The sequence below is a fragment of the Pseudomonas sp. NUPR-002 genome, assembly GCF_056322725.1.
Genome location: NZ_CM150476.1, coordinates 5,951,546 through 5,963,002, shown reverse-complemented (window position 1 = coordinate 5,963,002; position 11,457 = coordinate 5,951,546). Strand labels below are relative to the sequence as shown.

The 11,457-nt window shown below is 59.4% G+C and carries 15 protein-coding genes and 1 pseudogene; 6 read left to right on the top strand and 10 right to left on the bottom strand.

Going from position 1 to position 11,457, the window contains the following annotated elements:
• Window positions 1-26 precede the first annotated feature (26 nt).
• Window positions 27-881, top strand: coding sequence for an RNA polymerase sigma factor RpoH (gene rpoH / locus ACVWSC_RS27450; protein WP_038615587.1), 855 nt, complete (start codon window positions 27-29; stop codon window positions 879-881).
• Window positions 882-1,061: 180 nt separating this feature from the next.
• Here the strand turns inward: rpoH and ACVWSC_RS27445 are convergent, their stop codons facing one another.
• Together ACVWSC_RS27445 and ACVWSC_RS27440 are read right to left on the bottom strand one after the other, a co-directional pair.
• Complete coding sequence (locus ACVWSC_RS27445; RefSeq protein WP_442110562.1) at window positions 1,062-1,295, bottom strand: DUF7683 domain-containing protein; 234 nt, start codon at window positions 1,293-1,295, stop codon at window positions 1,062-1,064.
• On the bottom strand, window positions 1,292-2,413 hold the full coding sequence (locus ACVWSC_RS27440; RefSeq protein ID WP_442110560.1) for a colicin E3/pyocin S6 family cytotoxin: 1,122 nt from the start codon (window positions 2,411-2,413) through the stop codon (window positions 1,292-1,294). Before ACVWSC_RS27440 ends, ACVWSC_RS27445 begins: the two co-directional genes overlap by 4 nt.
• Window positions 2,414-2,710: 297 nt before the next feature.
• Between ACVWSC_RS27440 and ACVWSC_RS27435 the strand changes: the two genes are divergently transcribed.
• On the top strand, window positions 2,711-3,220 hold the full coding sequence (locus ACVWSC_RS27435) for a DUF1993 domain-containing protein (RefSeq protein WP_442110559.1): 510 nt from the start codon (window positions 2,711-2,713) through the stop codon (window positions 3,218-3,220).
• A gap of 62 nt (window positions 3,221-3,282) precedes the next feature.
• On the opposite strand, the pseudogene mtgA reads toward ACVWSC_RS27435, so the two are convergent.
• Window positions 3,283-4,040: pseudogene (gene mtgA, locus ACVWSC_RS27430) on the bottom strand (monofunctional biosynthetic peptidoglycan transglycosylase).
• A gap of 33 nt (window positions 4,041-4,073) precedes the next feature.
• On the opposite strand from mtgA, the gene ACVWSC_RS27425 reads away from it, so the two are divergent.
• The 4 genes from ACVWSC_RS27425 to trmB all read left to right on the top strand — a co-directional run bounded on the left by ACVWSC_RS27425 (window position 4,074) and on the right by trmB (window position 6,322).
• Window positions 4,074-4,445, top strand: coding sequence for a DUF423 domain-containing protein (locus ACVWSC_RS27425; protein WP_442110557.1), 372 nt, complete (start codon window positions 4,074-4,076; stop codon window positions 4,443-4,445).
• A gap of 101 nt (window positions 4,446-4,546) precedes the next feature.
• A complete protein-coding gene (thiS, locus tag ACVWSC_RS27420) occupies window positions 4,547-4,747 on the top strand; it encodes a sulfur carrier protein ThiS (RefSeq protein ID WP_028943904.1) in 201 nt (66 codons plus the stop codon).
• A 48-nt stretch (window positions 4,748-4,795) separates the two neighbouring features.
• Window positions 4,796-5,590, top strand: coding sequence for a thiazole synthase (locus ACVWSC_RS27415; RefSeq protein WP_133214067.1), 795 nt, complete (start codon window positions 4,796-4,798; stop codon window positions 5,588-5,590).
• 9 nt (window positions 5,591-5,599) lie between these two features.
• Entirely contained in the window at window positions 5,600-6,322 is a 723-nt protein-coding gene (gene trmB, locus ACVWSC_RS27410) for a tRNA (guanosine(46)-N7)-methyltransferase TrmB (RefSeq protein ID WP_133214069.1), read from the top strand.
• A 65-nt stretch (window positions 6,323-6,387) separates the two neighbouring features.
• Here trmB and ACVWSC_RS27405 read toward each other — a convergent pair whose 3' ends face one another.
• The 7 genes from ACVWSC_RS27405 to ACVWSC_RS27375 all read right to left on the bottom strand — a co-directional run bounded on the left by ACVWSC_RS27405 (window position 6,388) and on the right by ACVWSC_RS27375 (window position 11,456).
• Window positions 6,388-6,711, bottom strand: a complete 324-nt coding sequence (locus ACVWSC_RS27405; RefSeq protein ID WP_133214071.1) for a DUF3392 family protein — start codon at window positions 6,709-6,711, stop codon at window positions 6,388-6,390.
• A gap of 9 nt (window positions 6,712-6,720) precedes the next feature.
• A complete protein-coding gene (hemW, locus tag ACVWSC_RS27400; RefSeq protein WP_442110554.1) occupies window positions 6,721-7,935 on the bottom strand; it encodes a radical SAM family heme chaperone HemW in 1,215 nt (404 codons plus the stop codon).
• On the bottom strand, window positions 7,932-8,528 hold the full coding sequence (rdgB, locus tag ACVWSC_RS27395; protein WP_442110552.1) for an RdgB/HAM1 family non-canonical purine NTP pyrophosphatase: 597 nt from the start codon (window positions 8,526-8,528) through the stop codon (window positions 7,932-7,934). The genes hemW and rdgB overlap by 4 nt, the downstream gene beginning before the upstream one ends.
• Entirely contained in the window at window positions 8,525-8,959 is a 435-nt protein-coding gene (locus ACVWSC_RS27390; protein ID WP_442110550.1) for a DUF4426 domain-containing protein, read from the bottom strand. Before ACVWSC_RS27390 ends, rdgB begins: the two co-directional genes overlap by 4 nt.
• A 24-nt stretch (window positions 8,960-8,983) precedes the next feature.
• Window positions 8,984-9,604 (bottom strand): methionine biosynthesis protein MetW, encoded by a 621-nt coding sequence (gene metW, locus ACVWSC_RS27385; protein ID WP_442110549.1) that lies wholly within the window; start codon window positions 9,602-9,604, stop codon window positions 8,984-8,986.
• A gap of 7 nt (window positions 9,605-9,611) precedes the next feature.
• Window positions 9,612-10,751, bottom strand: a complete 1,140-nt coding sequence (gene metX, locus ACVWSC_RS27380) for a homoserine O-succinyltransferase MetX (RefSeq protein WP_442110547.1) — start codon at window positions 10,749-10,751, stop codon at window positions 9,612-9,614.
• Window positions 10,752-10,865: 114 nt separating this feature from the next.
• Window positions 10,866-11,456: a YggT family protein gene (locus ACVWSC_RS27375; RefSeq protein ID WP_442110545.1), complete on the bottom strand. Its 591-nt coding sequence runs from the start codon at window positions 11,454-11,456 to the stop codon at window positions 10,866-10,868.
• Between the last annotated feature and the right edge of the window lies 1 nt (window position 11,457).

The following is an 11,457-nucleotide window of genomic DNA, read 5'->3' as shown; positions in this document are numbered from 1 at the left end:
GTTTAGTGAGTCGGAGGTTTTTTCGTATGACCACTTCGTTGCAACCTGCCTATGCCTTGGTTCCCGGTGCAAACCTGGAAGCCTATGTGCACACGGTAAACAGCATTCCACTGCTGACGCCGGAGCAGGAGCGTGAACTGGCCGAGAGTCTCTACTACGAGCAGAATCTTGAGGCAGCTCGGCAGATGGTGCTCGCCCACCTGCGTTTTGTCGTACATATCGCTCGCAGCTATTCCGGCTACGGGCTGGCCCAGGCTGACCTGATTCAGGAAGGCAATGTTGGCCTGATGAAAGCGGTCAAACGTTTCAACCCGGAAATGGGTGTGCGTCTGGTGTCCTTTGCCGTGCACTGGATCAAGGCCGAGATTCACGAGTTCATCCTGCGTAACTGGCGCATTGTCAAAGTCGCCACCACCAAGGCCCAGCGCAAGCTGTTCTTCAACCTGCGCAGCCAGAAGAAACGTCTGGCCTGGCTGAACAACGATGAAGTGCATCGTGTCGCCGAAAGCCTGGGTGTCGAGCCGCGTGAAGTGCGGGAGATGGAAAGTCGCCTGACCGGTCAGGACATGGCGTTCGATCCAGCGTCCGAAGCCGATGACGACAGCGCTTTCCAGTCGCCGGCCAATTACCTGGAAGACCACCGCTACGACCCGGCGCTGCAACTGGAAGATGCCGACTGGAGCGACAACTCCACCAGCAACTTGCACGAAGCGCTGCAGGGCCTGGACGATCGCAGCCGTGACATTCTTTACCAGCGCTGGCTGGCCGAGGAAAAGGCCACCCTGCATGACCTGGCTGAGAAATACAGCGTGTCTGCCGAGCGGATCCGTCAGTTGGAAAAGAATGCGATGAACAAGGTGAAAGCCTTGATCGCAATCTAAGTCGCGATACGCCACAAACAAAAAGCCCCGACGTGTCGGGGCTTTTTTTAGGTTCACGGATTTTCGTGGGTAGATGGGGCAGGACTGGGTTGTGCACTGCAAATGTGTGCTTATCCCGTTACGGCATCATCAAGAGTTACGGCTGCCTCCCGTTCGGCACGCCCCCCCTCGGTCAGACAATTAATCGATGTTGCAGGTGAGCTGCAGGATATGGTCGTGTTCGTGAATGGTTCTGTTGGCGAGCACTTCAATCGCCGCCACCTGTTCGCTGGTCAGGTTGTATCCTTCATCCCCTCGCTGGGGCGCTATCCACCCCATGATTTCCGCTAGCTGTGTATCGCATCCGTCAGGCAGAGTGATTTCATAAGCTAGTTGTTCGGTCTCTTTATCGAATGCTTCAATGATGTATTTCAAGGTTCCACCTCGCGCGCATTGTCCGTATCTTTCGTTTGCTCGCCAGTATTTGGGTTGAACTCCCCAAGGTGCTTTCCCCGTTTGTTGTATTTTTCAACGGTGCCATGCTGGCTATCCCACTCGTAAATGATGCCGTCGCTGGTTTTCCACCTTTTGCGCAGACCGCCCCCGCCTTTTATTGGCGTTTTACGCGGGGCAATCTTGGCATCAGGAAAAGCCGTGAGCCCTTTGGGGGGAGGATGATAGCTGTGGTCACCGCCAATAGGTCGTGTGAATACCAGATACAGCGAGCTAAGACCGGTGTTTGCCGGGAACACCAATATACAGTCGTGGGTTTCAACGTCCTCGCCAGTTGGATAAACCTCAATCGCCGAGTCTTTGTTTTCCTGTATCGGATGAACAAGGATGATGGGATCGCCACTGCGCTGCTCGGGGTGGGACATGGACGGGATGGCTAGCGGTCCTCTGGGGGTCCATAAAATGGTGATGCCGTTCAGATCCGCTTCGAGCACCGTTTTGTTGGCATTCCATTTGACCTGCACCGTGCGAACAGAATCGTCACCGGTCGGTCCGGTATGAATACCATAGACCTGCATTACACCTTCACTATCACGGCGGAACTGAAAGCGGACGCGGGTAGGTGCATGGCTCATCTGACGCAGATCGTCATCATTGTAGAGCGTCCCATCGCCCATCTCGGCTGGGAGCATTCCAGCGATGAATACGCCGGCAGGGCTGCCTCGCAGGGCCCATCTGAACCCCTTTTGCAGGATGCCGCTACCGGCTATGCGTCCCAGCACTGCGTCGAAGCCTGCCGTCAGTCCAATCGCTTCGATTGACGAGGGCACAAGCATGGGAGCAGCCAGCATGACTTTGCCAAAGTCTGAGGCGGGTACGGTGTCGGTACCCGGCTTGGTGCTGCACCAGTTTCCCGGTGCGCAGGATTTGGCAAATACGCGGTCGCTACGCGGCTTTGTTGCTGGCCATTCATCTTTTGCAATGTAGGCCACCGGCTCTGGATCGCGGGGAGGATTAAACGCGGCCCAAGAGGCTCCACCGTTCGGAAGCTTCTGCCCCCATTGATCGTCGAAAGGCTTTTTCGGTTTTTCCTTGTTCATGTCAAGTCCTTGGGCCACTTCATGTAGACGCCGAGAGCTTGTCTTTCAGTGCGGATGTTGGTCAATTTTGCTCGGTAACTGAAAATTTCAGCTCCGTCGAAACTACGGGAGATGAAGTTCGTAATTTCATCCGCAAAATCTTTCGTAATTTTGAGCTTCCGCGCTCAAATTCGTACCAAATCGACAATCCGTGAAGAACCTTTTTTTATGGTGCTGGGCCATTCAGGCGACAGCGCCGGTCTATAATCGCGCCACGTTGGCCCCGTCACTTTTTCCGCCACCCATGTCGAGACTGTTATGACCATTTCCTTGTATGCCGCTTCTGTTCCTGTTTTCAAGCAAATGCTCAACGCCTTGAGTGAGGTTTTGAACAAGGCTGAAGCTCACGCTACGGCTAAAAACATTGATCCGAGCGTCTTTCTGCAGGCACGCCTTTATCCGGACATGTTTCCACTGGTTCGCCAGGTGCAGATCGCGGTTGATTTCGCCAAGGGTGTATCGGCACGTCTGGCTGAGGTCGAGCTGCCAAAATACGACGACAGCGAAACCACCTTTGCTGAGCTGCAAGCATTGATCAGCAAGGTACTAGCGTTCCTGGACAGCGTTGCGCCAGCGCAGATCGATGGCAAGGAAGGTATTGAAATCGTGACCCGTCCGGGTACGCCGAAAGAGAAGCGCTTCACTGGTCAGGCCTACTTGCTGACCTACGGCCTGCCGCAGTTCTTCTTCCATGTCACCACCACGTACGCAATCCTGCGTCACAATGGTGTGGAAGTGGGCAAGCGTGATTACATGGGCGCGTTCTAAGGCGTTTACCCCGTAATCGGCAAACAATGAAAACCCGGCAAAGTGTGCGCTTTGCCGGGTTTTTATTGGTTCCAGGGTGCCTTGCGTGGGCTGTCCAATTGCGCGAGGTAGTCGCTGCCACCCAATTGGCGCATCTGTTGGCGAATCCAGCCCGCACGCCGTGCCACGTAGCTGCTGGGGCGGCTAGCGCTCCATCTGAGCGGGCTGGGTAGCACGGCGGCCAGTAGGCTGGCCTGCTGGCGGCTCAAGCGGCTGGCGTCGACGCCAAAGTGATGTTGCGCCGCAGCCTGGGCACCAAACACACCTTCACCCCATTCGGCGCTATTGAGGTACACCTCCAGTATCCGCTCCTTGGACCAGAGCAGTTCGATCAGGGCGGTAAACCAGGCCTCCAGGCCTTTGCGCAACCAACTGCGCCCCGACCAGAGAAACTGATTCTTGGCCACTTGTTGGCTCAGGGTGCTGGCGCCGCGAATGCTGCCACCGCGCTCGTTGTGCGCCAGTGCAGCTTGGATGGCGATAAAGTCGAAGCCCCAATGGTTGGCGAATTTCTGGTCTTCGCCGGCAATGACCGCCACTTTGAGCTCGTCGGAAATGCGCTCCCAGGGCTCCCAGTCGCGCTGCAGGTCAATGGGCTGGCCATTGAACCAGGATTCGACCTTGCGCTCGACCATCAGCGCCGTGCCCGGTGGCGGAACCCAGCGCAGTACCAGCACCAACAATGCGCTGCCAGCAGCGAACCAGAGCAGGGCGCGGGTAAGACGGCGGATAATGGACGACAACATAGAGATGGCTTGGCCGAACCGAATGAGCGGGCCATTATACAGACCCTGTGATGACTAGGAGTCGCCTCATGTTGCGTAGTTTTCTCATGCTCGCTGCCTTTTTCGGCTTTACCGGTGTAGCCCTGGGCGCCTTTGCCGCACATGGCTTGAAAGGCCGCCTGAGCAGCGAATACCTGGCAGTCTTCCACACCGGGGTCACCTACCAGCTGGTGCACGCCCTGGCGCTGCTCGGCGTTGCCGTGCTGGCCACGCAATTGCCCGGTCGCCTGGTTGCCTGGGCCGGTGGTCTGTTTGCCCTAGGGATTGTGTTGTTCTCCGGTAGCCTGTACCTGTTGACCCTCAGCGGTATCGGCAAACTGGGCATGATCACCCCGATTGGCGGCATGGCCTTCCTCGCTGGCTGGCTGTGCCTGGGGCTCGCTGCCTGGCGCCTGGCTTGACTCGGCGGTCCAAATCGAGACGAATGGCAATGCTTGGCCTTGGTCGCAGCACCTGATCAGGGCTAGAATGCGGGCCCCTAAAAACAATGGTGGCCGTGCGCATGCGCATTCAATTGAACGGTGAACCCTTCGAGTTGCCCGATGGCGAAAGCGTCGAGGCCCTGCTGACCCGCCTGGACCTTGTCGGGCGCCGTGTCGCGGTAGAGCTCAACCTGGATATCGTGCCACGTAGCCAGCACGCCGCCACGGCGTTGCGTGACGGCGACCAGGTCGAAGTCGTGCATGCCATCGGCGGCGGCTAGGGCCCCAGGATCACCTTGCAAGTCCCTCAACCTTTCAGAGGATTTCCGATGAGCAACCTTCGCACCGACAAGCCCTTCACTCTGGCCGGCCGTACCTTCCAGTCGCGCCTGCTGGTCGGCACCGGCAAATACCGTGACCTTGAAGAAACCCGCCTGGCCATCGAAGCCTCGGGTGCCGAGATCGTCACCGTTGCTGTGCGTCGCACCAACATTGGCCAGAACCCGGGCGAGCCGAACCTGCTCGATGTGCTGCCGCCGGATCGCTACACCATTTTGCCAAACACTGCGGGCTGCTACGACGCGGTCGAAGCCGTGCGCACCTGCCGCCTGGCCCGTGAACTGCTCGATGGTCACAATCTGGTCAAGCTGGAAGTGTTGGCCGACCAGAAAACCCTGTTCCCTAACGTGATCGAAACCCTCAAGGCCGCCGAAGTGCTGGTCAAGGACGGTTTCGACGTGATGGTCTACACCAGCGATGACCCGATCATCGCCCGCCAGCTGGCGGAAGCCGGTTGCATCGCGGTCATGCCACTGGCTGGCCTGATTGGTACTGGTCTTGGCATCTGCAACCCGTACAACCTGCAGATCATCCTCGAAGAATCGAAAGTGCCTGTGCTGGTTGATGCCGGTGTCGGTACCGCTTCGGATGCGACCATCGCCATGGAAATGGGCTGCGAGGCCGTGCTGATGAACTCGGCGATTGCCAATGCCCAGCAGCCGATCATGATGGCTGAAGCCATGAAGCACGCTATCGTTGCCGGTCGTCTGGCGTACCTCGCCGGGCGCATGCCGAAAAAACTCTATGCCAGCGCCTCGTCGCCGCTGGATGGTCTGATCAAGTAAGAGCCCCTGATGACTGAATCGCAAGAAACGCCGATCTCCACCGAAGGCGAAGAGCGCCAACACCGCCGCATCAAGAGTTTCGTGATGCGCGCCGGGCGCATGACCGAAGGCCAGCAGCGTGGCCTGGAGCAGGGTGGGCCGTTGTTCATCCTGCCGTTGGCCGATAGCCCGGTAGACTACGACCAGGTGTTTGGCCGTTCGGCGCCGCGCACCCTGGAAATCGGTTTCGGCATGGGCCATTCCCTGTTGGAAATGGCTGCTGCCGCGCCAGAGCAGGACTTCATCGGTGTAGAAGTACACCGTCCGGGTGTTGGCGCGCTGCTTAACGGTGTGCTGACCCAGGGCCTGAAGAACCTGCGGGTGTATGACTGCGATGCCATTGAAGTGCTGAACAAGTGCGTGGCAGACAACAGCCTTGATCGCCTGATGCTGTTCTTCCCTGATCCTTGGCACAAGAGCCGTCATCACAAGCGCCGCATTGTTCAGCCTGAGTTCGCCGCTCTGGTGCGCAGCAAGCTCAAGGTGGGCGGTGTGTTCCATATGGCCACCGACTGGGAGCCCTATGCTGAATACATGCTGGAAGTGATGAATGTCGCCCCGGGTTATCGCAACCTGGCGGCCGATGGCAAGTGCGTAGAGCGTCCGGCTGAACGCCCGATCACCAAGTTCGAACGCCGTGGCGAGCGACTTGGGCATGGGGTGTGGGATTTGAAGTTCGAGAAGCTGGCGTAAATCGATCGCGGGGCAAGCCCGCTCCTACAGGTGCTGTGGGAGCGGGCTTGCCCCGCGATGTTTATTCAGCGCCGATCAGCAACCACGCCGATCAACACCAGCACAACCAGCAATACCGGCGCCAACGCATAGTTGTTGAACTGCGCCAGGCCTTTCACCACCCACGGCGTGGCATAGATCAGCGCCGCACCACTGCCGATCATCACCAGCAAGGCCATGAACGGGACGCGCAAGGCGCCTGCCAGGCCGCCCAGGCGTTGTTCGACCCAGCCTTTGATGTCGGTGCCAAACAGCACCAGCAAGCAGCCCACAAGCGCCAGTGAGATCTCCGACAGATTACTGCGACTCCAGCGCGAAACGGTCGAAAGCAGGTCGAGTACCAAGTCCATTCGAAATCCTTAGGTCAAGAAATACTGCAGCAAGTCGTTGAGGAACAACTGGCCCCGTGGGGTAGCGACCAGCCGCGACGTTTCGACCTGCAAAAGGCCCTTTTGTTCGGCTTCACGGCGGGCCGCAGCCAGCTGTTCCAGCGGCAGTCCGGTGCGTTGGCTGAACAGTTCGGCGTCCACGCCCTGAGTCAGGCGCAAGGCGTTCATCAGGAACTCAAACGGCAGCTCATCCACCGGCAGCAGCTTCTCGCCGGCCTTGAAGGCTTTGGCCGGGTTCAGGTAGTCCTTGGGCAGGCGGGTCTTCCAGGTCCGCAGGATACGGCCGTCGGGGTGGCTGAGTTTGCCGTGGGCGCCCGCGCCGATGCCGATGAAATCGCCAAAGCTCCAGTAGTTGAGGTTGTGTCGCGCGGCACGCCCCGGCTGGGCATAGGCCGACACTTCGTACTGGCTGTAGCCGTGTCTGGCCAGCAAGGCTTGGCCAGCTTCCTGAATATCCCAGAGGATGTCGTCTTCAGGCAGCAGCGGCGGCTGGTTCCAGAACACCGTGTTGGGCTCCAGCGTCAGCTGGTACCAGGACAGGTGCGTGGGGTTGAGCGCGATCGCCTGGCGCAAGTCGCCCAGGGCATCTTCCAGCGACTGATCGGGCAGGCCGTGCATCAGGTCGAGGTTGAAGTTATCGAACCCGGCATTGCGCGCCATATCGGCGGCGCGAATGGCTTCGTCACCATTGTGAATCCGGCCCAACGCTTCAAGCTTGGCCTGCTGGAAGCTCTGGATACCGATCGACAGGCGATTGATCCCCAGTTGTCGGTAGGCCTTGAACTTCTCCTGCTCAAAGGTCCCGGGGTTGGCTTCCAGGGTGATTTCAATATCAGCGGCAAACGGGATGCGTTGCTCCACACCTGCCAACAAGCGGCCCAAGGCATTGGCGCTGAACAGGCTGGGGGTGCCACCGCCAAAGAAGATCGAGCTGATCGGGCGGCCATACACGGCGCCCAGTTCCTGGTCGAGATCAGCCAGCAAGGCATCGACGTAGGCCTGTTCCGGAAGCTCCGGGGTGGCGGCGTGGGAGTTGAAGTCACAGTACGGGCATTTACGCACGCACCAGGGGATATGGATGTACAGCGCCAGGGGCGGCAGCTGTGGCAAGGCCGCCCGCGGTGCTTGGGAAGTAAAGCCAGCCTCGCCCAGGTGCAGTGGCTGTGCCGGCGAACGATCGGTCATGCCAGGCCCAGACGTTGACGCAACAGGCTCATGGCACGGGCACGGTGGCTGATCTGGTTCTTGTCGCCGGGGCTGAGTTCGGCGCTGGAGCAGTTGCGTTCAGGTACCCAGAACAGCGGGTCGTAGCCAAAACCATGCTCGCCGCTGGCTTCGGTCAGGATGCGGCCATGCCACAGGCCTTCGCACAGGATCGGCAGTGGATCGTCAGCGTGGCGTACCAGTGCCAGCACACAGACGAACTGAGCGCCGCGCTGCTCCTGTGGCACATCCTTGAGGACATCCAGCAGCTTGGCGTTGTTGGCCGCATCGCCTTTGCCGTCGGCATAGCGTGCCGAGTAGATGCCCGGAGCGCCGCCAAGGAAGTCCACGGCCAGGCCCGAATCATCCGCCAGGGCCGGCATGCCGGAAATGCGCGCGGCATTGCGTGCCTTGAGGATGGCGTTCTCGACGAACGACAGGCCGGTTTCTTCGGGCTCGATGCTGCTGAACTCGCCAATCGAGCGCAGTTGCACGGTATCACCGAGCATCGCCTGCAGTTCTTTGAGTTTGCCGGCGTTGTGGCTGGCCAATACGATTTGCTTGAAAGTCATCATTCGCCTGGGAAAAGCTCTTGGTTGAAACTGATGGTCTCGGTTTTACCACCAATGCCAACGTCGATAGTGAAGGTACGGGTTTCCTGTTGCTCAACAGGGAACTGGGCGATGTAGTAGATCGCGCCTTGTTCGGTGATCTGCTTGAATTTCAGCGGGATCGAATTGCTGGTGAGATCTTTGACGCTGCCGCTGACCTGGGTGACCACCGGTGTGCCGGCCTTGATCACCGAGACGTTGATCACGCCCTGGTTCTTGCTGCGCACCAGCTCCGCCGCCTTGGCGATGTCCGGCTGCAGGAAGGTCGAGATAAAGGTGCTGTAGTGCACCGTGGTATCACCAAAAACTTCCTGGCGCTCGCCCTTGATGGCATCGGCGGCAACCGCCGTCATGCTCAGGCAGCCAGCCAGTAGAAAACTCAACAAGCGACCCATGATCGTTCTCCTCCAGTGTGCGGGTTAAACCGCGACCTTGTGTTCGGTAAGGCCGGGGCTGCTGACACGGTAAATGCCGATCTCCCCTAGAAGATTAGGCCATAGCTTGCTCGCCCACCCGTGGCGGTGCAAATGGTCAACGGCCAGGCGGTCGAGAACTTGTGCGCGACGTTCGCTGCACAACGCCTCGAAGTCTTCAAAGGTGCAGAAGTGGATGTTCGGCGTGTTGTACCAGGTATACGGCATGAAGTCGGAAACTGGCATGCGACCTTTGGTCGCCAGGTACCAGCGGCAGCGCCAGTGACCGAAATTGGGGAAGGTGATGATGCACTGGCGGCCCACGCGCAGCATTTCGTCGAGGATCCGGTCAGGGTATTCCACAGCCTGCAGGGCCTGGGTCATGACCACCACGTCGAAGCTGTTGCTGGCGAAATTGCCCAGGCCTTTGTCCAGGTCCTGCTCGATGACGTTGACGCCCTTGGCCACGCACTGGGCAATGTTGTCGGGGTCGATTTCCAGGCCGTAGCCGCTGACCTGCTTGTTGTCACGCAGCGAGGCCAGCAGTTCACCGGTACCGCAACCGAGGTCGAGTACCCGGCTGCCGGCGGGGATCCAGTCTTGGATGATTTCCAGGTCGGCTCTCATAGGTTCCTCAGCAGACGATGCGGTTCATGTAGTTCGTGAATCCCGTGATGTAGCGCGGGGTCGGGATCAGGAAGGCATCGTGGCCATAGGGCGAGTCGATATCCAGGTAGCAGACGTTCTTGCGTGCGGCGATCAGGGCGTCGACGATTTCCCGCGAGCGCGCTGGCGAGAAACGCCAGTCGGTGGTGAACGACATCACGCAGTAATCCGCCGTGACATGCGCCAGGGTTGCCGCCAGATCGCCGCCGTGCGATGCGGCCGGGTCGAAGTAATCCAGCGCCTTGGTCATCAGCAGGTAGGTGTTGGCGTCAAAGCGCCCGGAGAATTCCTCGCCCTGATAACGCAGGTAGCTTTCGACCTGGAACTCGACGCTGTGGAAGTCGTAGTTGAGCTTGTCGCTTTTCAGCTCACGGCCGAATTTCTCGCCCATGGAGTCGTCCGACAGGTAGGTGATGTGCCCGACCATGCGCGCCAGCATCAGCCCGCGCTTGGGGATCACGCCCTGGTCCTGGAACGAGCCACCGTGGAACTCCGGGTCGGTGAGGATGGCCTGGCGTGCCACTTCGTTGAAGGCGATGTTCTGTGCCGAAAGCTTGGGCGCCGAGGCGATGTCCAGGCAGTGGCGCACGCGGTCAGGGTAGGTGATGGTCCACTGCAGCGCCTGCATACCGCCCAGACTGCCGCCAATCACCGCGGCCCACTGTGCGATGCCCAGACGGTCGGCCAGGCGCGCCTGGCTGTGCACCCAGTCTTCCACGGTCAGCACCGGGAAGTCGGCGCCATACGGCTTGCCGGTTACCGGGTTGACGCTGCTTGGGCCAGTGCTGCCATTGCAGCCGCCGAGGTTGTTCAGGCTGACCACGAAGAAACGGTTGGTGTCGATTGGCTTGCCTGGGCCAATGCAGCTGTCCCACCAGCCCGGCTTGCGGTCGTTGGGGCTGTGATAGCCCGCCGCATGATGGTGACCCGACAACGCATGGCAAATCAGTACGGCATTGCTGGCCGTGCTGTTGAGGGTGCCGTAGGTTTCGTAGATCAGTTCATAGGTGGCGAGCGAGCGGCCGCAGGCCAGGGCCAGGGGCTCGTTGAACTGCGCCAGTTGCGGTGTTACCAGACCGACCGAATCTTCGGGAAAGACAGTGGACATCGACCCTGCTCACGCTTAAATGAGGCGTAAGTCTAAAGACCGTTGATCTGTGCGGCAAGAAAAGCATCGTGGGGCAAGCCCGCTCCTACAGGAGCGGGCTTGCCCCGCGAAAACTCACATCAACAGGCGCAGAATTTCCGGCATCCCGGTCATTGCCGCCAGGTTGTTGATTACCAGCATGTCGATCAACTTGATGGCCATGAACGCCAGGATCGGCGAAATATCCAGGCCGCCCAGATTCGGCAGCAGGCGGCGGAACGGCGCCAGGAACGGATCGCAGATCTGATTGACCAGCTCGGCGCCCGGGTTGTGGCTGCCCGGAGCGACCCAGGAGAGGATCACACTGATGATCAGGGCAAAGAAGAAAATGTTCAGGAACAGCGCGGTGACGCCAATGATCGACCAGATCAGCAGCTGCACCGGGTTACCGATGGTGCCGTAGTTCAGCAGCAGGGTCAGGCCCATGACCAGCATCTGCACGATGATCGCCAGCAGCAACGAAGACATGTCCAGGCCGAACAGGCTTGGAATGATCCGGCGCATGGGCTTGAGCAGCGGCTGGGTGGCACGCACGGCAAACTGGCTGAGTGGGTTGTAGAAGTCGGCGCGTACCAGCTGCAGGATGAAACGCAGCATGATGATCAGCAGGTAAAGGCTGCCCAGGGTTTGCACAATATAGCTGGCAGCGGTGTTCAATCCGATCATG

Bases quoted from the DNA above. Each gene is read 5' to 3' on its own strand.
- rpoH (WP_038615587.1), top strand. From the start codon at position 27: ATGACCACTTCGTTGCAACCTGCCTATGCCTTGGTTCCCGGTGCAAAC.
- ACVWSC_RS27440 (WP_442110560.1), bottom strand. From the start codon at position 2,413: ATGAACAAGGAAAAACCGAAAAAGCCTTTCGACGATCAATGGGGGCAG.
- ACVWSC_RS27435 (WP_442110559.1), top strand. From the start codon at position 2,711: ATGACCATTTCCTTGTATGCCGCTTCTGTTCCTGTTTTCAAGCAAATG.
- ACVWSC_RS27425 (WP_442110557.1), top strand. From the start codon at position 4,074: ATGTTGCGTAGTTTTCTCATGCTCGCTGCCTTTTTCGGCTTTACCGGT.
- thiS (WP_028943904.1), top strand. From the start codon at position 4,547: ATGCGCATTCAATTGAACGGTGAACCCTTCGAGTTGCCCGATGGCGAA.
- ACVWSC_RS27415 (WP_133214067.1), top strand. From the start codon at position 4,796: ATGAGCAACCTTCGCACCGACAAGCCCTTCACTCTGGCCGGCCGTACC.
- trmB (WP_133214069.1), top strand. From the start codon at position 5,600: ATGACTGAATCGCAAGAAACGCCGATCTCCACCGAAGGCGAAGAGCGC.
- ACVWSC_RS27405 (WP_133214071.1), bottom strand. From the start codon at position 6,711: ATGGACTTGGTACTCGACCTGCTTTCGACCGTTTCGCGCTGGAGTCGC.
- hemW (WP_442110554.1), bottom strand. From the start codon at position 7,935: ATGACCGATCGTTCGCCGGCACAGCCACTGCACCTGGGCGAGGCTGGC.
- rdgB (WP_442110552.1), bottom strand. From the start codon at position 8,528: ATGATGACTTTCAAGCAAATCGTATTGGCCAGCCACAACGCCGGCAAA.
- ACVWSC_RS27390 (WP_442110550.1), bottom strand. From the start codon at position 8,959: ATGGGTCGCTTGTTGAGTTTTCTACTGGCTGGCTGCCTGAGCATGACG.
- metW (WP_442110549.1), bottom strand. From the start codon at position 9,604: ATGAGAGCCGACCTGGAAATCATCCAAGACTGGATCCCCGCCGGCAGC.
- metX (WP_442110547.1), bottom strand. From the start codon at position 10,751: ATGTCCACTGTCTTTCCCGAAGATTCGGTCGGTCTGGTAACACCGCAA.
- ACVWSC_RS27375 (WP_442110545.1), bottom strand. From the start codon at position 11,456: ATGATCGGATTGAACACCGCTGCCAGCTATATTGTGCAAACCCTGGGC.